This is a genomic window from Janthinobacterium sp. 78, from assembly GCF_003096775.1.
GTDB lineage: Bacteria > Pseudomonadota > Gammaproteobacteria > Burkholderiales > Burkholderiaceae_D > Janthinobacterium > Janthinobacterium tructae.
Map to the genome: position 1 here is coordinate 6,011,418 of NZ_QENT01000001.1, position 21,335 is coordinate 6,032,752.

The 21,335-nt window shown below is 62.4% G+C and carries 20 protein-coding genes; 5 read left to right on the plus strand and 15 right to left on the minus strand.

Going from position 1 to position 21,335, the window contains the following annotated elements; translation table 11 throughout:
* From C8C92_RS26450 to leuS, 9 genes are all read right to left on the minus strand, one after another.
* Positions 1 to 2,154, minus strand: a complete 2,154-nt coding sequence (locus tag C8C92_RS26450; RefSeq protein WP_243420369.1) for an HDOD domain-containing protein — start codon at positions 2,152 to 2,154, stop codon at positions 1 to 3.
* Between the two features lie 202 nt (positions 2,155 to 2,356).
* A complete protein-coding gene (locus C8C92_RS26455) occupies positions 2,357 to 3,637 on the minus strand; it encodes a multidrug effflux MFS transporter (protein WP_207781053.1) in 1,281 nt (426 codons plus the stop codon).
* Positions 3,638 to 3,817: 180 nt separating this feature from the next.
* Positions 3,818 to 4,987, minus strand: coding sequence for a class I SAM-dependent RNA methyltransferase (locus C8C92_RS26460; RefSeq protein WP_116745727.1), 1,170 nt, complete (start codon positions 4,985 to 4,987; stop codon positions 3,818 to 3,820).
* 229 nt (positions 4,988 to 5,216) lie between these two features.
* Positions 5,217 to 5,834, minus strand: coding sequence for a 2-hydroxychromene-2-carboxylate isomerase (locus C8C92_RS26465; protein ID WP_099761931.1), 618 nt, complete (start codon positions 5,832 to 5,834; stop codon positions 5,217 to 5,219).
* A 10-nt stretch (positions 5,835 to 5,844) separates the two neighbouring features.
* Complete coding sequence (locus C8C92_RS26470; RefSeq protein ID WP_099761930.1) at positions 5,845 to 6,282, minus strand: CopD family protein; 438 nt, start codon at positions 6,280 to 6,282, stop codon at positions 5,845 to 5,847.
* A gap of 69 nt (positions 6,283 to 6,351) precedes the next feature.
* Positions 6,352 to 7,623, minus strand: coding sequence for a glutamate-5-semialdehyde dehydrogenase (locus C8C92_RS26475; RefSeq protein WP_116745728.1), 1,272 nt, complete (start codon positions 7,621 to 7,623; stop codon positions 6,352 to 6,354).
* 17 nt (positions 7,624 to 7,640) lie between these two features.
* Entirely contained in the window at positions 7,641 to 8,657 is a 1,017-nt protein-coding gene (holA, locus tag C8C92_RS26480; RefSeq protein WP_099761929.1) for a DNA polymerase III subunit delta, read from the minus strand.
* 10 nt (positions 8,658 to 8,667) lie between these two features.
* On the minus strand, positions 8,668 to 9,258 hold the full coding sequence (gene lptE, locus C8C92_RS26485) for an LPS assembly lipoprotein LptE (protein ID WP_099761928.1): 591 nt from the start codon (positions 9,256 to 9,258) through the stop codon (positions 8,668 to 8,670).
* Between the two features lie 2 nt (positions 9,259 to 9,260).
* Positions 9,261 to 11,900 (minus strand): leucine--tRNA ligase, encoded by a 2,640-nt coding sequence (leuS, locus tag C8C92_RS26490; protein WP_116745729.1) that lies wholly within the window; start codon positions 11,898 to 11,900, stop codon positions 9,261 to 9,263.
* Between the two features lie 132 nt (positions 11,901 to 12,032).
* Between leuS and C8C92_RS26495 the strand changes: the two genes are divergently transcribed.
* Both C8C92_RS26495 and C8C92_RS26500 read left to right on the plus strand, forming a co-directional pair.
* Positions 12,033 to 12,821 carry a helix-turn-helix domain-containing protein gene (locus tag C8C92_RS26495; protein ID WP_243420370.1) on the plus strand — a complete coding sequence of 263 codons (789 nt, stop codon included), beginning with the start codon at positions 12,033 to 12,035 and terminating at the stop codon, positions 12,819 to 12,821.
* 77 nt (positions 12,822 to 12,898) lie between these two features.
* The gene (locus C8C92_RS26500; protein ID WP_096238702.1) at positions 12,899 to 13,264 is read left to right on the plus strand and encodes a VOC family protein; all 366 of its coding nucleotides are present in this window, start codon (positions 12,899 to 12,901) and stop codon (positions 13,262 to 13,264) included.
* Here the strand turns inward: C8C92_RS26500 and C8C92_RS26505 are convergent.
* Positions 13,261 to 14,166: a LysR substrate-binding domain-containing protein gene (locus C8C92_RS26505; protein ID WP_165829554.1), complete on the minus strand. Its 906-nt coding sequence runs from the start codon at positions 14,164 to 14,166 to the stop codon at positions 13,261 to 13,263. The genes C8C92_RS26500 and C8C92_RS26505 overlap by 4 nt on opposite strands.
* Before the next feature lie 160 nt (positions 14,167 to 14,326).
* Here C8C92_RS26505 and C8C92_RS26510 point away from each other — a divergent pair, with 160 nt between their 5' ends.
* Positions 14,327 to 15,508, plus strand: a complete 1,182-nt coding sequence (locus tag C8C92_RS26510) for an acyl-CoA dehydrogenase (protein ID WP_096238083.1) — start codon at positions 14,327 to 14,329, stop codon at positions 15,506 to 15,508.
* Positions 15,508 to 16,755 (plus strand): CaiB/BaiF CoA-transferase family protein, encoded by a 1,248-nt coding sequence (locus C8C92_RS26515; protein WP_116745731.1) that lies wholly within the window; start codon positions 15,508 to 15,510, stop codon positions 16,753 to 16,755. Before C8C92_RS26510 ends, C8C92_RS26515 begins: the two co-directional genes overlap by 1 nt.
* A 113-nt stretch (positions 16,756 to 16,868) precedes the next feature.
* On the opposite strand, the gene C8C92_RS26520 is transcribed toward C8C92_RS26515, so the two are convergent.
* Genes C8C92_RS26520 through C8C92_RS26530 form a run of 3 tightly spaced genes read right to left on the minus strand, consistent with a single transcriptional unit; the run spans position 16,869 to position 18,734 of the window.
* The gene (locus C8C92_RS26520; protein WP_099761924.1) at positions 16,869 to 17,195 is read right to left on the minus strand and encodes a barstar family protein; all 327 of its coding nucleotides are present in this window, start codon (positions 17,193 to 17,195) and stop codon (positions 16,869 to 16,871) included.
* Between the two features lie 8 nt (positions 17,196 to 17,203).
* Positions 17,204 to 18,013, minus strand: coding sequence for a 4-hydroxy-tetrahydrodipicolinate reductase (dapB, locus tag C8C92_RS26525; RefSeq protein ID WP_092711959.1), 810 nt, complete (start codon positions 18,011 to 18,013; stop codon positions 17,204 to 17,206).
* Positions 18,014 to 18,032: 19 nt separating this feature from the next.
* Positions 18,033 to 18,734, minus strand: coding sequence for an outer membrane protein assembly factor BamE (locus tag C8C92_RS26530; RefSeq protein WP_243420371.1), 702 nt, complete (start codon positions 18,732 to 18,734; stop codon positions 18,033 to 18,035).
* A gap of 123 nt (positions 18,735 to 18,857) precedes the next feature.
* Between C8C92_RS26530 and fur the strand changes: the two genes are divergently transcribed.
* Complete coding sequence (fur, locus tag C8C92_RS26535; RefSeq protein WP_099761922.1) at positions 18,858 to 19,289, plus strand: ferric iron uptake transcriptional regulator; 432 nt, start codon at positions 18,858 to 18,860, stop codon at positions 19,287 to 19,289.
* A 39-nt stretch (positions 19,290 to 19,328) separates the two neighbouring features.
* Here the strand turns inward: fur and hrcA are convergent, their stop codons facing one another.
* Positions 19,329 to 20,345, minus strand: coding sequence for a heat-inducible transcriptional repressor HrcA (gene hrcA, locus C8C92_RS26540; protein ID WP_035822689.1), 1,017 nt, complete (start codon positions 20,343 to 20,345; stop codon positions 19,329 to 19,331).
* Positions 20,346 to 20,462: 117 nt separating this feature from the next.
* Positions 20,463 to 21,188, minus strand: a complete 726-nt coding sequence (locus C8C92_RS26545; protein WP_165829555.1) for an HAD family hydrolase — start codon at positions 21,186 to 21,188, stop codon at positions 20,463 to 20,465.
* Positions 21,189 to 21,335: the final 147 nt, after the last annotated feature.

Below are 21,335 nucleotides of genomic sequence, written 5' to 3' on the forward strand. Positions count from 1 at the left end.
TTACAAAGACAGGGCGGTATTGCCGGGCCCGGGCAGCGCGGCTGCAGCGCTCGCCGGCAAGGGAATGGGCAGCAGGATTTCAAACGAGGTGCCGGACTTGCTGCTGCGGCAGCCGATCACGCCATGCAGGCGCGTGACCAAATCGTGCACGATGGACAGGCCCAGGCCGTGATGCGCCCCTTCCTTGTTGCTGCGCACAGGGGAAAACAGATTGGCCAGCACCTCCGGCGCCAGGCCGGCGCCATTGTCGCTGACGCACAGTTCCAGGTACAGGCGGCGGTCGCGGTTGACGTGGCCACGGTTCGCCACTTCGATGCGCCCGCCATCGGGCAAGGCTTCGACGGCGTTTTTCAGCAGGTTGAGCAGGATTTGCTTGAGCATGCCGGCATCGGCCTCCACCTCGCATGGCGCGTCCTGCATGCGCGTGACCACCTCGATCTTCGGCGGCAGGAAGTCGGTGGCGCGGAACAATCGCAGCACATCGTCGACCACGCGCGCGCAATCGGTCACGCCACTAGACGCCACCGGCTGCAGATCGGCCAGGCCGCCGATCAACTGCCCGACCCTGTCGATCTCTTCGTTCAGGATAGCCATCTCGCTGCTGACCGGTTGCTGTTTCTCCAGCTTGTGATCGAGCACGCTCAGATAGTTCTTGATGATGGATAGCGGGTTATTCACTTCATGCACGACGCGGCGCGAGGCGGTGCGGTACTCCTCGGCCACGTGATCGAGCTGGCGCCGTGCCAGGCCGCGCGCACTGACGGCCGTTTCCAGCGCCATGGCGGCCTGGTTGGCATACGCGCGCAGGAAACCCTCGCGCTTCTGGCAAGCGGCAATCTGCCACGCCGCCACGCCGCCGATCAGCACCCCAAGACTGCGCTGGCCCGCCACCAAAGGCACGCAGACCAGGCTATCGGTACCAAGAATGCGAAACATCTGCTCCTCGACGATGCCCAGCGCCGGCATGTCGCGTTTCAAGAACGCCTGCTTGCCTTCCAGCGCCGCGGCGGCCAGGGGCCCGCCCTTGGCCAGCGGGATCGAGAAGCCGGCCAGGCGCTGCTGATGTTCGCCCGCCGCCACGCCCACCAGCGCATGGCCGGTGGGGTTTTGCAGCAGGATGATGGCGGTGTCGAAATCGAACAGGATGCGCGCCGAGCGGGTGATGGCTTCGAGCAGGCTGCTCTCGCCCTGCTGCCGGGCAAAGGTCTGGCCCACTTCGGATACCAGCACCATGTTGCGCACTTCGTCGGACAGGCGCTGCTGCACCGGATCGACGGATGGCGGCGCATACGCGGGCGGGGTGGCGATATCGTCCGCGCCGGCCAGGTCGATGCCCAGATGCTGAGCCGTCTGCTGCACCTGGCGCGCGACGCTGCCGGCCAGCTTGTCCAGTACCTCCAGCTCCAGCGCGCAGAATTGCGCCGCCTGCGCAATCGATTCCGCATCGTCGGCATGGCAGCACAGCAGGTGCGCCAGGCGCACGATGCGGATCAAGGGATGACTGGCCTCCAGGCGCGCCAGCGGTTCATGGTGATACAGCACGCTGTCGGCCAGGAAGGAATCGAGCTGCCAGCGCTCGATCAGCCAGGCGCCCGCTTCGGCATGCGTGATCTGCAAGGTGCGCTGCTCCACCGCGCACAGGGCGGCATCGTCGCGCGCCGTGAAATTGAACGCGTATTCCTTCGGCGCCGTGGCCAGCAAGGCCAGGCGGCCCACGTTGTGCAGCAAGCCTGCCAGATACGCTTCCTCGACGTGCGGATAGGCCATGGCCTTGGCCAGCGCGCGCGCCATGACGGCGACCGACAGCGAGCTTTTCCAGAAGGCGCGCAAATCCGTACTGCCGGAATGGGGAAAGCCGTTGAAGGTCTGGAAGACGGATTCACTGATGACCAGGGTCTTGATCATGTCCGTGCCCAGCGACACGAGCGACTGTTCCAGGCTGACGACCTTGCCCTGGCGATGGTAGGCCGAGCTGTTGGCCACGCCGAGGATCTTGCTGCTCATGCCCGCATCCTTGGCGATCAGGGCGGCCAGCTCCGGCATGCCGGCATCGTCGGCCTGCAGGTGGGCGATCAGTTTGATGAGGATCTGCGGCATGGCCGGCAGGCGGGCAATCAGCAGGCGATTGCGAATATCTTGATCAGATTCTTGCATCGTATCAGGCATTGCCGGTTCGAAAAGGATGAGCGCTCAGCAGCGAAGCGCGGCCACGTCCAGAGCAATCCTCCACTCCTGTAACCCAAAAACAAACTGCCTGAGAGGATGCCGGGGAAAAAGTCATCTTATCATAGCATCCTGTATTAATTGCAATATAGAAAATTAAGTTGAAATAAACCCAGCGTTCTGTCGTGGAAACTTATGCCTTGAAGGAACCCAGCAAACGCTGGCGGAAGCGCCGCGAGATCAGCCACAGCGCCAGCGCCAGGGCTGTAAATGCCAGCTGGCCCGAGGCCAGCCACAGCACGGAACCGGACAGCAGCGGCGAGATCACGCCGGCCACCACGGCACCGAGCAAGGTGCTGGCGAACGACTGGCACGAGGCGACAGTGCCGCGGATATGCGGGAACAGGTCCAGCGCCAGCAGGGTCGCGCCCGGCCCCACCAGCGACATGCCGAAGGTGTAGAAGAACAGCGGCAGCACCGACCAGGGCAGTGATGGCGGCAGGAACAGGTGGTACACGACATTGACGCTGGCAGCGCACAGCAGGAAGGCAAAGCCGATGCCGATCTGGCGCGCGAACGTGACCTTGCCGGCGATGCGGTTGGCCGCCAGGGCACCCATGAAAATCCCGCTCACGCAAGGAATGAACAGCCAGGCGAATTGCGATGGCCCCAGGCCCAGCTGCTTGGGCAGCATTTCCGGCGCGGCCGTGATGAACAGGAACAGGCCCGCGAAATTGAGGGCGACGATGCCGGCCTTGATGTGGAACAGGGGCGAGCGCAGGATCTGGCCATAGCTCGATGCCAGGAAACGGGGATTGAAGGGCTGGCGTTTGGCCAAAGGCAGGGTTTCAGGCAGGCGCCAGTAGCAGAACGCCAGCAGCACCACCGTGTAAAAGGCAAGGAACAGGAAAATCGAGCGCCAGTCGAACCAGATGACGATCCAGCCACCGAGGATGGGCGCCACGGCCGGGGCGATGGAAAAGATCATCGTCACCAGCGACAGCAAACGCGCCGCCGCCGCATCGGCATACAGGTCGCGGATGATGGCGCGGCTGATCACCACGCCGGCGCCAGCCGAGACGCCCTGCAGGATGCGGAAAAACCATAAATAATGCACCGTGTGCGCCGAAGCGCAGCCGAGCGAGCCGATGGCAAACATCAGCAGCGATACCAGCACCACGTTGCGCCGGCCAAAGGTGTCCGAGATCGCGCCATGCCACAGCACCATGCCGGCAAAGGCCAGCATGTAGAACGTCAGCGACTGCTGCACTTCCAGCGGCGACGCCTGCAGCGAACCCTGGATCGCGCCAAAGGCGGGCAGATAGGTGTCGATCGACAAAGGCCCCAGCATTGACAGGCCCGCCAGCAGCATGGCCAGCGCACCGCGGCTCAGCGGCGCCATGTGGCTCGGGGTGGGAGGCGGAACGGGCGTGACCGGGTCGGGCGGCACACTCGCCGGAGGGATGGGAAACATGGCGGTTCCAAAGTGGCGCGCGGACCGATTCCGGTCCGCGCGCGTGATACTGCATTTTTTAGTGCGTAAAACATCTGAGAAAACCGTAGCGAGCGGCCGCCAATTGTGGCCGAGAAGCGCAACCGTACGAAAGTACGGTGAGCATCGCAAGCCGCAAGTGGCAACGCGCAGTAGGTTTAATCAGATGTTTTTTGGCTTGGCTTCTTCGCGGCGGTTGTAACCGGCGACCATATCGAAGCGGAACAAACGGCATTCCAGCGCGCCGTTGAAGAATGGCGTCTTGCGCGCTTCCTTCAACCGCAGCAGTTTGGGCAAGCCCAGGTCGGCCGTGAAGAGGAATACCGTCCAGCCGGCGAAACGCTGCTTCAGGGTCGTGCCCATGGCCGAATAGAAGGAGGTCGACAATTCATCTTCCGGGATGGTGCTGTCGCCGCGCACGCCGATACGCTCGCCGTACGGCGGGTTGGTCAGCATGATGCCCGGCACGTCGCTTGGCGGCTTGACTTCCTGCGCCTCGATCTGTTTCAAGGGCACGTCGAAACGCACGCCGGCGCAACGCAGGTTATGGCGCGTCATGGCCACCATGTCGCCCGAAATGTCGCTGCCGAAAATGGTCGGTTCGGCTGGCAGCGGATTGACCTTGATGGCGTTTTTCATGGCATTCCACGGCGCCGGATCGAAGTCGTGGAAGTTTTCAAAGGCGAACTGGCGCGTGGCGCCCGGTGGAATCCCCTGCAGCATCTGCGCCGCTTCGGCCAGGATGGTGCCGGAACCGCACATCGGGTCGAACAGCACCATGCCCGGCTTCCAGCCCGACACGCGCAGCAGGCCGGCGGCCAGGTTTTCGCGCAGCGGCGCGTCGCCCGTCTCTTCGCGCCAGCCGCGCTTGAACAGGGCTTCGCCCGAGGTGTCGAGATACACGGTAAACGTGTGCGCGTCGAGGAAGCCGACGATGCGCATGTCCGGTGTCTTGGTGTTGACCGATGGGCGCTCGTTGAACTGGTCGCGGAAGCGGTCGCAGATCGCATCCTTGATTTTCAGCGTAGTAAATTCCAGGCTGCGCAGCGGCGACTTCACGGCCGTGACGTCGACGCGGATCGTGTGGTGCACGCCGAACCAGTCTTCCCAGGATTGCGCCAGGGTCAGGTCATAAATATCGTTTTCCGTCTTGTAGCCGGAATGGGCCATGCGCATCAGCACGCGCGAAGCAATACGCGAATGCAGGTTGATGCGGTAGGAATCGAGCAGGTCGCCCGAGCAATGTACGCCGCCCGGCACCTGATTGTGGACCTTCATGGTCGAACTATCCTGGGCAATCTCGCCCAGTTCCTCGGCCAGCGCCGCTTCCATGCCGCGCGGGCATGGGCAAAAATATGAAGCCATGGTGTACCTTTTATCCGTTGAAAAACAATTAACTAAAAATTTCAAAACTTGTCGGATTACGCGCACAGCGCTAATCCGACCTACATCCAATATCTTGCGCAGGTCGGCGCAGGTCGGATTAGCCCGCCAGGGCGTAAGCCGACATGCACCGCCGCCGACTGCGCTTGTCGGATTACGCGCGCAGCGCTAATCCGACCTACAACGTCTCCAGCGCCCGCTCGACAAAATCGAGCCTGTCCTGACCCCAGTAACCTTCGCCATCGACGATGTACCACGGCGAGCCGAAGACGCTGGCGGCAGTCGCCGCTTCCGTGTTGGCATCGTATTCGGCTTGCACGCTGGCCGTCTCCGACGTTTTCAGCAACTGGCGGCCTTCGAAGCCCGCATCGACGGCGATCTGCACCAGTGTCTCTTCATCGCCGATATTGCGCTCTTCGGCCCACAGGCCGCGCATGATGGCGTGCGCCAGGTTCAGCGATGCTTCCACGCCGTGCGCCAGGCGCGTGGCGATGATCAGCTTGGCCGACGCTTCCGGCGAGACGGGGAAGAACTTTGGCTGCAAGGTCAATGGCACTTGCAAAAAGGCCGACCAGCGCGCCAGTTCGGCCAGGCGATACGCCTGGCGCTGCGGTGCGCGCTTGGCCAGCGGCAGGCCGCCCGACACGCTGAAAACCTTGCCCAGGTCGAAGGGACGCACGTCGATCTGAGCGCCCGTCTTGGCGGCGATGGCCATCAGGCGCGCGTGACCCAGGTAGGTCCATGGCGAGTGAGGCGCGAAGAAATACTGCACGACTTTGTTCTGGCTTGCACTCATCTCGATTCCCTTAGAAAGGCTTGACCACGACCAGCACCACGACGACCAGCAGCATCACCACCGGCACTTCATTAAACCAGCGGAACCAGGTGTGGCTGCGCTTGTTAAGACCTTTTTCAAACTTGCGCAGGATGGCACCGCAGGCGTGGTGGTAGCCGAGCAGCAGCACCACGAACGTCAGCTTGGCATGCATCCAGCCCGGCATCTTCATGCGGCCTTCGCCCCCACCGTACAGCATCCACATCAACGCCAGTCCCAGCACCATCGCCGGCAGCGCCAGCAGGGACATGAAGCGGTACAGCTTGCGCGCCATCAGCAACAGTCGCTCGGTGGCCACCGTTTCCGTCTCCATCGCCAGGTTCACGAAAATACGCGGCAAATAAAACAGGCCGGCAAACCAGGACATGACGAAGATGATGTGGAAGGCTTTGGTCCAGAGAAAGAGCATGGGGTTCCCAGTGTCAGAGGTGGAGAAAAATGCGAGCGCGGGCCGCCTTGTGGGCAACCCGCGAAGAGACTATTTACGGACTTCGCCGTGGCCAAAGACCACGTACTTGAGCGATGTCAGGCCTTCCAGTCCCACCGGGCCACGCGCGTGCAGCTTGTCGTTCGAGATACCGATCTCGGCGCCCAGGCCATACTCGAAGCCATCGGCAAAACGCGTCGACGCGTTCACCATCACCGAGGCGGAATCGACTTCGCGCAGGAAGCGCAGCGCATCGCTGTAGTCTTCCGTAATGATGGACTCCGTGTGCTTGGACGAATACCGGTTGATGTGGTCCATCGCTTCATCGATGCCGTCGACGACCCTGATCGACAGAATCGCCGCCAGGTACTCGGTGGACCAGTCTTCCTCGGTGGCGGGCACCAGGTGCGGATAAGCGGCGGCGGCCAGGATCGCATGGCTTTCCGGATCGGCACGCAGTTCGACCTGCTTGGTCAGGTACAGTTCGGCCAGCTGCGGCAGCACGGTAGGGGCAATGGCGCGCGACACCAGCAGGGTTTCCATGGTGTTGCAGGTGCCGTAGCGGTGGCACTTCGCGTTGAAGCCGATATCGATCGCCTTTTTGATATCGGCCTTGGCGTCGATGTACACATGGCAGATGCCATCGAGGTGCTTGATCATCGGCACGGTGGCCTCGGCCATCAGGCGCGCGATCAGGCCCTTGCCGCCGCGCGGCACGATGACGTCGACGAATTGCGGCATGGTGATGAGGGCGCCGACGGCGGCGCGGTCGGTGGTATCGATCACTTGCACGGCATCGGCCGGCAGGCCTGCTCCCAGCAAGCCCTCGGCCACCAGCTTGGCCAGCGCGCGGTTGCAATGAATCGCTTCCGAGCCGCCGCGCAGAATCGTCGCGTTGCCGCTCTTGATGCACAGGCCGGCCGCGTCCACCGTCACGTTCGGACGCGCTTCATAGATGATGCCGATGACGCCCAGCGGCACGCGCATCTGCCCCACCTGGATGCCCGTCGGGCGGAACTTCATGTTCGAGATTTCGCCGATCGGATCGGCCAGCGCGACGATTTGCGTCAAGCCTTCGACCATGGTGGCGATGGCGGCGTCGGACAGGGTCAGACGGTCCAGCATGGCCGGGGCCAGGCCGGCGGCAGCAGCCGCATCGAGGTCGCGCTGGTTGGCCGCGCGCAGCAGGTCCGCGTCGCGCACGATGGCGGCGGCGATCAGGGTCAAGGCGCGGTTGCGCGTGGCGCTGTCGGCACGCGCCATGGCGCGCGAAGCGGCGCGCGCGCGCGTGCCCACGTCCTGCATATATTCTGTGATGTCCATGCTCGTATCCATAAAAGTTAACCCTTGGCGATCTTCAGGCCCAGTTGCAGCATGGCATCCCAGGCATCGCCCGCGTAGCCCTTGGCGCGCAAGCCCTTGATCATCTTGTCCACCTGCGCCGCCTGCTGCAGCGCCGCTTCCAGCACGGGCAGCGAAATGCGCCGCAGGGCCGGTTCCATCATCCGCTCGCGCGGACCCCAGATGCGGTATTCCTTCAGCAGCGCGCCCAATGGACGCCCTTGCGCCATGCCGGCCTTCAATTTTAACAGCGTGCGGATTTCCTCGGAGACGGCCCATAACACCAGCGGCAGCGCCTCGCCCTCGCCTTTCAAGCCTTCGAGCATGCGCACCAGGCGCGCCGGATCGCCGGCCAGCATGGCTTCGGACAGCTTGAAGACATCGTAGCGGGCCACGTTCAGCACCGCGTCCTGCACTTGCTCATACGTCAGCTTGCCCGCCGCGTGCAGCAAACCCAGTTTCTGGATCTCCTGGTGCGCCGCCAGCAAATTGCCCTCCACCCGTTCGGCGATGAAGTCGATGCTGGCGCGCTCCGCGCTCTGGCCCTGCGCGGCCAAGCGCTGGGATATCCAGGCCGGCAACTGCGCCCGTTCCACATTCGGAATCTCGATATACACGGCCGCCTGCTGCAGGCTGGCGACCCAGGCCGCCTTCTGCGTGGCCCAGTCCAGCTTGGGCAAGGTGATCAGGGTCAGGTTATCGGGGCTGAGGTTTTTTGCATAGCTTTGCAGCGCCGCCCCGCCATCCTTGCCCGGTTTGCCGGTGGGGATGCGCAGCTCGATCAGCTTTTTATCGCCGAACAGCGACAGCTCCTGGTTCGCCGCCAGCAGTTCGCCCCACTTGAAGCTGCGCTCCACCGTCAGTACGTCGCGTTCGGAAAACCCTTGCGCGCGCGCCGCGCGGCGGATCTTGTCGGCCGCTTCCAGCGCCAGCAAGTGTTCGTCGCTGGTGATCACATACAGCTGCGCCAGCGGCTTGGCCACATGCCCGTCGAGCGCGTCTATCCGCAATTGCATGGCGTCCCCGTTACTGCTGCGGGGCTGCCGGCGCGACCGGTGTCACGGGCGCCACCGACATGGCCGGCAGCACCGGCTTGATGGCGGCCAGGCGGCGCATGATCTGCTGCACCAGGTCGTTGCGCATGTCGCGGTACAGCGCCGCCTCCTCGGTTTCCTTGGCCAGTACCTGCGACTCGTCGAAGGTAATCGGACGCACCAGGCTGATGGTCGTCGGTGCCAGCAACTGGTTGCCGGCCTTGTCCAGCACGCGGAAATTGATCGAATAACCAAGTTGATACTCTTGTACGCGGCCATTTTTGTTCAGCGACAAAATGGTCTTGGTACGATTCCTCTCCGGGTCGCTGAGCACTTCAAGGACGGCGTCGGCGCCATCCTTGGTGCCCACCACCTCCGTGCTGCCGATGGCGCGGATATAGCGCTTCAGGCCGATCGCCAGCGGCGATGTATCGGGCAAGCCGATGTACATCGTCGCGAACGGCAGCATGAAACTGCCGTTCGAACCGCGCAAATGAAAGCCGCAGGCCGACAGCAAAACAGTCAGCCCCAACGCCAGCGCGGCACGGCGGCCCAACAGCGATACTTGAGAGGAAGTCGTCATGATTACACCACGATGCTGATTAACTTGCCTGGCACGACGATGATCTTCTTCGGCGTGGTTTCGACGTACTTTTGCACACTTTCGCACGCCAGCGCGGCCGCTTCGATGCTGGCCTTGTCCGCATCCTTGGACACCGTGATCGAGCCGCGCAGCTTGCCGTTCACCTGGATCATCATCTCGATCTCGGACTGTTCCAATGCGGCCGGGTCAACTTGCGGCCAGGCGACGTTCAGCAGGTCGCCGTGCACGCCGGCGTAGCCCAGTTCCTGCCACAGCACGTGGGTGATGTGCGGCGCGACAGGGTTCAACAGACGCAGGAAGATGGAGAAGCCTTCGGCGATCAGGGCCTTCGACTGCGCGCTATCGTCCAGCTTGGCCGATTCCAGCGTATTGAGCATCTTCATGCAGGCCGACACCACGGTGTTGTACTGGATGCGCTTCAAGTCGTAATCGGCTTGCTGCAGCAGCTTGTGCAATTCGCGGCGCAGGTTTTTCTGCGCGTCGCCGGTGGCCGGTGCGGCGCCGCCAGCCAGTGCGGCTTGAATCGTGGCCGACTGGGCGTAGCCGAAGTTCCACACGCGGCGCAGGAAGCGGTTCGCGCCTTCGACACCGCTGCCCGACCATTCCAGCGTCTGTTCCGGCGGCGAGGCGAACATGGTAAACAGACGGGCCGTGTCGGCGCCGTACTGCTCGATCTGCGCTTGCGGGTCGATGCCGTTGTTCTTCGACTTCGACATTTTTTCCGTGCCGCCGATTTCCACCGGCTGGCCATCGGCCACCAGGACGGCGCTTTGCGGACGGCCCTTGTCATCGAGCGACAGGCGCACGTCGTCCGGGTTGAACCAGGTGGTCTTGCCCACCGCGTCCTTGCGGAAGTACGTTTCGTTGAGCACCATGCCTTGCGTCAGCAGATTGACGAACGGCTCGTCGAACTTGACCAGGCCGAAGTCGCGCATGATCTTGGTCCAGAAGCGCGCGTACAGCAAGTGCATGACGGCGTGTTCGATGCCGCCGATGTACTGGTCCATCGGCATCCAGTAATCGTTGCGCGCGTCGACCATGGCGTCGTTCGAGCCTGGCGAGGTATAGCGCATGTAATACCACGACGAATCGACGAAGGTATCCATGGTGTCCGTCTCGCGGCGCGCCGGCTTGCCGCACTGCGGGCAGTCGCACTGCAGGAAGGCTTCGTACTTGTTCAGCGGATTGCCCGTGCCGTCCGGCACGCAGTCTTCCGGCAGCACCACCGGCAGATCTTTTTCCGGTACCGGCACCACACCGCAGTCAAGGCAATGGATCATCGGGATCGGCGTGCCCCAGTAGCGCTGGCGCGAAATGCCCCAGTCGCGCAGGCGGAAGGTGGTTTTCTTTTCGCCCAGGCCAAGTTCTGCCAGGTCGGCGGCCACCGCATCGACGGCGGAAGCGAAATGCAGGCCATCGTATTTGCCGGAGGCGACACAGACGCCGTCCTTGCTGCCATACGATTCCTGCCAGGCGTCCATCGAAAATTCCTGACCCTTGACTTCGATCACTTGCTTGATCGGCAGATTGTATTTCTTGGCGAAGCCGAAATCGCGTTCGTCATGCGCCGGCACGCCCATCACGGCGCCATCGCCGTAGGTCATCAGCACGTAATTGCCGACCCATACTTCCACTTGCGCGCCCGTCAACGGATGGGTGACGAACAGGCCGGTCGGCATGCCCTTCTTCTCCATCGTTGCCATGTCCGCTTCGATCACGGAACCGAGTTTACATTCGGCGTTGAAGGCGGCCAGTGCGGGATTGCTTTGCGCGGCGTGGAGGGCCAGCGGGTGCTCGGCGGCCACGGCGCAGAAGGTCACGCCCATGACGGTGTCGGGGCGGGTGGTGAAGACATACAGCTTGCCGTCGCCAATCAGGCTGCCTTCGGCATCCGCAATGGTGTGCGGGAAGGCAAAGCGCACGCCCGTCGACTTGCCGATCCAGTTGGTCTGCATGGTGCGCACACGCTCGGGCCAGCCCGGCAGCTTGTCATCGACATACGCCAGCAATTCTTCCGCGTAGTCGGTGATGCGCGCGTAGTACATGGGGATTTCGCGCTTTTCGATTAGCGCGCCGGAACGCCAGCCCTTGCCATCGACGACTTGCTCGTTGGCCAGCACGGTCTGGTCGATCGGGTCCCAGTTCACGGTGCCGGTCTTTTTGTAGATGATGCCTTTTTCCAGCATCTTCAGGAACATCCACTGGTTCCATTTGTAGTATTCGGGCTTGCAGGCGGTCATTTCGCGCGACCAGTCGATGGCCAGGCCCATCGATTCCATCTGCTGCTTCATGTGGGCGATGTTCGAATACGTCCATTGCGCGGGCGGCACGTTGTTGGCCATGGCCGCGTTTTCCGCCGGCATGCCGAACGCATCCCAGCCCATCGGCATGAGCACGTTGTAGCCGTTCATGCGCAGGTAGCGGTACATCACATCATTGATCGTATAGTTGCGCACGTGACCCATGTGCAGCTTGCCCGAAGGGTAAGGCAGCATCGAGCAGGCAAAATACTTGCCTTTAGGGAAACGCGGGTCGTGTTCGACGGCTTTGTAGGCGTCGATCGCCTTCCAGTGCGATTGGGCGGCTTGTTCGACGTCGGCGGGACTATATTTATCTTGCATGATGTGCGGCCAATAGTGGATATGAACCGAGCATTATACTGGTTGTCGCCGCCCGATAGCGCGGCGCGCTGGCGGCCCGGGCCGGCATTTTTTGGCCGGCGCACAATTATGCTGTGTAATATATGGGCAATCTTGTTCTTTGCATCAAAGCCGGCCATGATCGTCTACCAGGAATATCTACCCATTCCCGCCCTGCGGCCCTGGCTCGACTGCGTCTGGACCTGCCGCGTGCAGACGGGCGCCACACCCGTCACGCACCAGGTCTTGCCCGACAATTGCATCGACATCCTGTGCCAGGACCAGCAAGATGCCAGCTTTGCCGTGGGCATGATGACGGCGCCGATTGCCGTCGCCAGCCTGGGTCTCGTGCAGACGGTGGCGGCCCGCTTCAAGCCGGGCGCGGCGGCGCGCTTCTTCCAGCTGCCCTTGTGCGAACTGAGCGATGGCCGCACGGGACTGCAGCAACTGTGGGGCCGCGAGCTGGCGGCACGCCTCGGTGACGCGCTGTGGAGCGATCCCTTGTCGAATGCACAAAGAGTTTCTGTTTTGCAAGATTATCTGCTGCTGCGCCTGCGCACCGCGCCGCCACGGCGCCAGGCCGGTGCGGCCGCACATGCCATCGCGGCCATCGAACGCGCATGCGGCCAGGTGCGCGTGGACGGACTGGCCGCGCAACTGGGCGTGTCGCGCCAGCACCTGGCGCTGCAATTTCGCCAGCACGTCGGCATCAGCCCGAAATTGTTTGCCCGCATCTGCCGTTTCCGCGCCGCCAGCGCCGGCATGCAAGGCCTGGCGGGGCAGCCGGACTGGGCGCAAGTGGCCTTGCAATTTGGCTATTTCGACCAGTCGCACCTGATCCACGACTTCCAGGATTTCGCCCACAGTTCGCCCGAGGCGTGGCTGACGGGCCGGCGCGCCTGAGCACCTTCCATTTTTCCAATCGCCCCGCACGCGCCGGTGGCATGATGGCGTTATTCTTCATTCACCAGGAGCAGAACATGATCAAGGGCTTACGCACCGTCACCTATCCCGTCCCCGACCTGGACCAGGCCAAAGCCTGGTACAGCCAGGTATTTAACGCGGCGCCGTATTTCGACCAGCCGTTTTATGTGGGTTTTGCCATCGGCGGCTTCGAACTTGGGCTGATGCCAGGCGGCGAGCCAGGCACGCAAGGCAGCGTGACGTACTGGGGCGTGGACGGCATCGAGCAAGAAGTCGAGCGCATCGTTGCGCTGGGCGGCACCTTGCACCATCCGATCACGGATGTGGGCGACGGCATTCGCACGGTGGAATTGCTCGACCCGTTCGGCAACCAGATCGGCCTGATCGACAATCCCCATTTCGAGACCGGCAAAGTCGTCTAAGCGGCTTCACCTTGCAGCCAGACGCGGAACTGCTGCAAGGCTGTTTTTTCATGCGCCGTTTCGGGCGTGATCAGGTAATACGCGCGCTGGCCGCGCAGTGGGCGCTCGCAAACGATGCGCAGTTCGCCACGCGCCAGTTCCGCTTCGACCAGCATACGCGGCAGCAAGACCACGCCTTGCCCCTGCACGGCCGCCATGGCCAGCATGGAAAACAGTTCGTAGCGGGCGCCATAGTGTGCCCCATCGCGCCCCTCTCCTTCGACCTGCATGGCGTCAAACCACTGGCGCCAGGCGCCCGGACGCGTACTTTGCTGCAACAAGGTCAGTTCCAATACATCGTGCGGCTGCCAGTCGCTGCGCGCCGCCAGCAGGCGCGGGCTGGCGACGGGCACGATTTCTTCGTGCATGAGCAAGGTGGCGCGCGTGCCGGGCCAGCGCGCCAGCTGCTCGGGCGTACCCGCGTACAGCGCGCCGTCGTATTCCGTATCGGCAAACATGAACGGTTTTGTATACGCGTCGATATGCACGACGATGTCGGGGTGCCGCCCTGCCAGCGAGCCCAGGCGCGGCATCAGCCAGCGCGTGGCAAATGTGGGCACGGAAGCGAGCTGCAATGCCCCGCCGCCGCCCTGGCGCGCCATGGTGTCGAGCGTGTCGCGCTCCAGGCCATCGAGGCGGGCCGCGATCTGGCGCGCATACGCGGCGCCGGCGCTGGTCAGCAACACGCCATGGCGCGTGCGCTGAAACAGTTGCACACCAAGAAAACTTTCCAGTGATGAAATCTGCCGCGACACGGCGCTTTGCGTCAGCGACAGTTCGCGCGCCGCGTGCGTGTAGCTCTGGTGCCGCGCGGCCGCCTCGAAACAATTGAGCGCCTGCAGCATCGGGATTTTGCGTGACATGGGGGTATCGGGCCGGTGAAAGACCCCTAGTATGCCGCAAGATATGCGCAACACGCATGTCTGGGTGCAAAAAAATCGTTTGCGCAAGGCTAGGCAAGAACCTACCATGAGCCATATTCAATCTTGCGCCGATCACCGGCGCTCACCTGCGAGGCCTGTGATGAGCAAAACTGTATTCGACTGGAATTCCCCCCTGCTGCTGGAAGAACAACTGACGGGCGACGAACGCGCCGTGCTGGAAGCTGCCCGCGACTATTGCCAGGGCAGCCTGGTGCCGCGCGTGCTCGAATCGTTCCGCCATGGCCGCACGGACGCAGCCATCTTCCGCGAAATGGGCGAGCTGGGCTTGCTGGGCACGACCATCCCCGAAGAATACGGCGGCGCCGGCCTGAACTACGTCTGCTACGGCCTGGCCGCGCGCGAAGTCGAGCGTGTCGATTCCGGCTACCGCTCGATGATGAGCGTGCAATCGTCGCTGGTGATGGTGCCGATCCATGCCTTCGGCAACGAAGAAACGAAACAGAAATACCTGCCGAAACTGGCGACGGGCGAATTCATCGGCTGCTTCGGCCTGACGGAACCGAACCACGGCTCCGATCCGGGCAGCATGGTCACGCGTGCGCGCAAGGTGCCGGGCGGCTACAGCCTGTCCGGCGCGAAGATGTGGATCACCAACAGCCCGATTGCCGACGTGTTCGTCGTCTGGGCCAAGGATGATGAAGGCGCGATCCGCGGCTTCGTGCTGGAAAAAGGCTGGAAAGGCTTGTCGGCGCCGGAAATCCACGGCAAGGTCGGCTTGCGCACCAGCATCACCGGTGAAATCGTCATGGATGAAGTGTTTTGCCCGGAAGAAAACGCCTTCCCCGACGTGCGCGGCTTGAAGGGTCCATTTACTTGCCTGAACAGCGCCCGCTACGGCATCGCCTGGGGCGCGCTGGGCGCGGCGGAAGACTGCTATCTGAAGGCACGCCAGTACACGATGGACCGCCAGCAATTCGGCCGTCCACTGGCAGCGAACCAGCTGGTGCAAAAGAAACTGGCCGATATGCTGACGGAAATCACCATGGGCTTGCAAGGCTGTTTGCGCCTGGGCCGCATGAAGGATGAGGGTTCGCCCGCCGTGGAAATCACGTCGATCATGAAACGCAACAGCTGCGGCAAGGCGCTCGATATCGCCCGCGTGGCGCGCGACATGATGGGCGGCAACGGTATTTCCGACGAGTTCGGCGTGATCCGCCACCTGGTCAACCTGGAAGTGGTCAACACCTATGAAGGCACGCACGATGTGCACGCGCTGATCATCGGCCGCGCCATCACCGGCATCGCCGCCTTCAACAACTGATGGACACCTTGGCTTCCACCCTGCGGCCCGCACCGCTGACCGGTTTGCGCGTGCTGGACCTGTCGCGCGTGCTGGCCGGCCCGTGGGCCGGGCAAATGCTGGCTGACCTCGGCGCCGACGTGGTCAAGGTCGAACAGCCGGGCCGCGGCGACGACACGCGCTCCTGGGGTCCGCCGTACCTGAAAGACGAGGATGGCCGCGACACCGCCGAGGCGGCCTATTTCCAGTGCGCCAACCGCAACAAGCGCTCCTTGTGCATCGACCTGGCCGCCCCTGAAGGCCAGGCGCTGGTGCGCCAGCTGGCGGCTGAAGCGGACGTGCTGCTGGAAAATTTCAAGCTCGATGGCTTGAAGCAATATGGTTTGGATGCGGCCAGCTTGCTGGCACTCAATCCGCGCCTCGTGTACTGCTCGATCACGGGCTTCGGCCAGGATGGGCCATATGCGGCGCGCGCCGGCTATGACTTCCTGATCCAGGGCATGGGCGGCCTGATGAGCATCACGGGCGTGCCCGATGGCCAGCCGGGCGCCGGGCCGCAAAAAGTGGGCGTGGCGCAGACGGACATCCTGACGGGTTTATATGCCACCATCGCCGTGCAGGCGGCGCTGGCCGAACGCGAGCGCTCGGGCCTGGGCCAGCATATCGACCTGGCCTTGCTCGACGTGCAAGTGGCGGCGCTGGGCAACCAGGCGGCCAATTACTTATGTGGGGGAAAAGTGCCGCAGCGCATGGGCAATGCGCATCCGAACATCGTGCCGTATCAAGACTTCCCGACGGCCGATGGCGACATGATTTTGGCGATCGGCAACGATGGGCAATTCTCGCGCTTTTGCGCCGTCACCGGCCACCCCGAGTGGGCACAGGATGAACGCTTCGCCACCAATCCGCAGCGCGTGGCGCACCGGGCGATCCTGATTCCCTTGATGCGCCAGACCACGGTCATGCGCACGACGGCCGAGTGGATCAGCGCCTTCGAGGCGCAAGCCGTGCCGTGCGGTCCCGTCAACCGCATCGACCAGGTCTTTGCCGACCCGCAAGTGGTCGCGCGTGGCTTGAAAGTGGAGATGCCGCATCCGACGGCGGGGACTGTTGCGCTGGTGGCCAATCCCGTGCGCCTGTCGGCCTCGCCCGTGCAATACCGTTTGCCGCCGCCGCTGCTGGGGCAGCATACGCAGGAGGTGCTGCAGCAGTGGCTGGAATTGGACAGTGCGGAGATTGACGGCTTGCGCGAGCGCAAGGTGGTGTAAATGTTGGTCGTCTGGACGTAGGTCGGATTAGCGCTTGCGCGTAATCCGACTTGCACAGCCAACAATGTTGTCGGATTACGGCCCGCAGGGCCTAATCCGACCTACGATTCTATTCACTTGAGTACCAGCTTCAACGCCGGCTTTTCGCCATAGTCTTCATAGCGTTCATTGATGCCAGCGATACAGAAGGTGATTTCTTCCAGCAAGTCCGGCACTTGCGCCTTCATTGCCTCCGCGTCTTGCACGACGATGTCCAGCACTTCGTTCGGTTTCAAACGGAACTGCGTCATGTTTTCGTCGTCACGCAGATAGCTGAGGCAATCGACCCAGGCATCCATGCTGTTGCCGTAAAACGCGGGGAAACCGAAGGCTGGCACGCATTGGGCGTGAAAGCTCGCTTCGTCGGTGATGTCTTTTCCATTCAGGATGGCAGTGGCCATGATCTTCCTCAGTTCTTCAGCGACAGCACATCCTGCATGTCGAACAGGCCGGTCGGCTTGTCGGCCAGGAAACGCGCGGCGCGCAGCGCGCCGTGGGCGTAGGTGACGCGGCTGCTCGACTTGTGGCTGATCTCGATGCGCTCGCCGATACCGGCAAACAGCACCGTATGGTCGCCGACGATATCGCCGCCGCGGATGGTGGCAAAGCCGATGGTCGACGGATCGCGTTCGCCCGTCACGCCTTCGCGGCCGTACACGGCGCATTCTTTCAAGTCGCGGCCCAGGGCGCCGGCCACCACTTCACCCATTTGCAGGGCGGTGCCCGATGGCGCGTCGACCTTGTGGCGGTGATGCGCTTCGATGATTTCAATGTCGTAGCCTTCGGACAGGCTTTTCGCCGCCAGTTCCAGCAACTTCATGGTGACATTCACGCCCACGCTCATGTTCGGCGCGAACATGATGGCCGTCTTTTCAGCGGCGGCGGCAATGGCCGCCTTGCCCGCGTCATCGAAACCGGTGGTGCCGATGATCATCTTGATGCCATGCTCGGCGCAATACGCCAGATGCTGCAAAGTGCCTTCGGGACGCGTGAAGTCGATCAGGTAATCGGCGCCGGCCAGGCCGGTGGCCAGGTCGGACTCGATCAGCACGCCAGCCGGCTTGCCCAGGAAAGCGGCGGCGTCCTGGCCGACGGACGGTGAACCAGCGCGGTCGAGCGCACCGGCCAGCACGGCGTCGGGGGCGTTGCTGACGGCTTCGATCAGGATATGGCCCATGCGGCCACTGGCGCCAGCGATGGCGATTTTCAGTTCAGTCATTTTATTCTCTTACAACAACTTATTTGGTGGGTTCGGCAGCAGGTGCAGGCTCGGCGGCAGGCGCCGTTGCAGGTGCAACGTCAGGCTTGCTCACAGGAATGGCAGGAGCGGCATCGGCCGGCACGGGCACGGCGCTCGGCGCCACGGGCGACGGCACGGCGGTGGCAGGCACATCGGCCTTGGCGAGCTTGGCGAACGGCGACGGACCGGCGATGCGGTCGATGTATTCTTTCTCGGTCGGCAAGTTGCCGCCTTCGAAACGTGCCACCTTGCCTTCTTTATCAAAGAACACAACCACGCGGCTGCTCGTGGTTTCGCCACTGCCCCGGGCCAGGCGGAATGGATAATCCCAACGGTCGGCATGGAAAATGTCGGTCAGCAACGAGGTGCCGAGGACGAAACGTACCTGATCGCGCGTCATGCCCACTTTCAACTGGGCCAGCATCTCTTCGGAGACAAAGTTGCCTTGTTGAATATCAGGACGATACGGCGAGAAAAACCACATGAATTTTTGCAACGGCGTAATGGTAGTCGTTTGTGCGCCCTGTTCAGGAACCACTTCCTTGCCTTCTTTTTGGCTGGCTGCCGGCTTTTCGCCAAGGATGCCACGGCTGGCGCAGCCGGACATGGCCAGCGCGACACAGACCATGCCTGCCACGACTGGTGCTCGAAATGAAATACGGTGCCAGAGAGATGGCAATACAGCCGGTGTTACGCGCATAAATGACCTCAATTGGATGAACAAAACGCCAGGAGTGACCGGCCTGCCAAAAAATGCATATTTTGGCACTCCCCGACAAAACGCTATATGATAAAGCACCTGACCCACATACGAGCAACAAACATGAGTAACAATCCTAGTGATCTCAAGGCAAGCGGCCTGAAAGCCACCTTGCCACGCCTGAAGATACTCGATATCTTCCAGAGTAGCCCGGTACGCCACCTGACAGCAGAAGACGTCTATAAAATTCTGCTGGCCGACAATATGGATGTCGGTTTGGCAACTGTCTACCGTGTCCTGACCCAGTTTGAACAGGCAGGCTTGCTGAACCGCAACCATTTTGAAACCGGCAAGGCGATTTTCGAACTCAACGAAGGTTCCCACCACGACCATCTGGTGTGCCTCGACTGTGGCCGGGTCGAAGAATTCTTCGACGAAGAGATCGAAATCCGCCAGCAAAAAGTGGCTGAAGAGCGCGGCTTCAAGATCGCCGAACACGCTTTGGCCATCTACGGTAACTGCATCAAGACGGCTTGCCCGCATAAAACCGCCTGACCCACGCTTGCCGCTCCCACGGGGCGGCTGGCAGTACGATTAATGATGGCTGAGTGCGCTCGACAGTAATTTAGCCGTGATGTCGACGATCGGAATGACGCGCTCGTAGGCCATGCGCGTCGGTCCGATCACCCCCAACGTTCCCACGATCTTGCCGTTGACTTCATACGGCGCCGTCACCACGCTCATCTCATCCATCGGCACCAGGTTCGATTCGCCGCCGATGAAAATCTGCACGCCCGTCGCCTTGCTCGACACGTCGAGCAACTGCATCAAGCCCGTTTTTTGCTCGAACATGTCGAACATCTGGCGCAGCGAATGCATATTCGATGACAGATCGCTCACGCTGAGCAAGTTGCGTTCGCCGGAAATCACCATGTCGTCGCTATGGTCGGCCATCGCTTCGCTGCCCGCTTCCACGGCCGCCTGCATCAGGCTGCCCATGTCGTCGCGCAACTGGCGCAGTTCGCCCTGCAGGCGTACGCGCACGGCGTCGAATGACAGGCCGCCATAATTCTGGTTGATATAGTTGGCCGATTGCACCAGTTGCGCCGGCGTGTAATCAGCCTCCGTCAGCAATAAACGGTTCTGCACGTCGCCGCCGGGGGCAACGATGACGAGCAGGATGCGCTTTTCGGACAGGCGCAGGAATTCGATTTGCTGGAACACGGATTCGCGGCGCGGACTGAGCACGACACCGGCAAACTGCGACAGCGACGACAGCATCTGCGCCGCGTTGGCGATGGTTTTTTGCGGCTGCGGCGTCTGCAGGCGCATGCGCGACTCCACCATGTGTTCGTCCAGATGCCGGACGGTCAGCAAGGTGTCGACAAAAATGCGGTAGCCGCGCGGCGTGGGGATGCGTCCGGCCGAGGTGTGCGGACTGGACACATAACCGAGCTCTTCCAGATCGGCCATGATGTTGCGGATCGTGGCCGGCGACAGGTCCAGGCCGGAAATTTTCGACAAGGCGCGCGAACCGACCGGCAGGCCGTCGGCGATATATCGCTCGACCAGGGCTTTCAGCAGTGTTTGGGCACGTGTATCGAGTTGCATGGTGTCTCAGGTAAGCAAATATTCTTTAAACAAACACATTGTTAATCAAGCGGCAACAACAGTGGCCGAACGTGCAGTAACAGCACCTATTATGCACGTTCGCCCGCCCTGCGGCGATCAATCTTCCAGTTGCCCCTGCAGCCACAGCAGCAACTCGTCAAAGTTGCCGCAGATGGCGTCGGGCTGCACGCCGGCGGCCAGGTGGGCATCGCTGCCCTTGCGGTTCATCCAGACGGCACGCATGCCCGCCCCCTGCGCTCCCGTCACGTCGAAATACAGGTCGTCGCCCACATACACGGCTTCATGCGGCGCCACGTCCAGCGCCGCGCAGGCGGCCAGGAAGATGCTGGCGTCGGGCTTGGCCACACCAAACTCGCTGGCGGCGATCGATACCTTGAAATGCTGCGCCAAACCGATAATTTCAAGGTCTGCATTGCCATTCGAGATGGAGCCGAGCAGCATGCGCTGGCGCATCCAGGCCAGGCCAGGCAAGACGTCGTCATACGGCTGGACACGGTTGCGCGCGGCCAGGAAGTGCACGATGGCCTGCTCGACCAGGGCGGGATCCTCGCCGGCAGCTTCGAAGGCCGACAGCAGGCCGGCGCGGCGCAACTCGATCAAATTGCCATGGAAATGCGGTTGCGCATTGAGCATGGCCAGGCGGTGCTGGCGCAGCACCTCGATGGAAAACTGCTGCGCCACCCGGGGCGCATGCGTGGCCAGCCAGTCATGCAGCAGGGTTTCGGCAGCGGCAATCACGGGCGCGATGGGCCACAAGGTATCGTCGAGATCGAACAGGATGGCCTTGGGCGGCACGGCGGGTTTGACAGGGGCAAGAGACATGGGACTCACAATAGGATGCTGCGTCACGCTGCGCAGAGTGTAGCTATTGTCGCACCGATCGCCGCCGCCGGCTTGGCTGCGCCTCCGTGAAATGGGGCCGGGCCAGCGCTTCCCGGCGAAAAATTGTTACAGGGTGATACAAGGCAA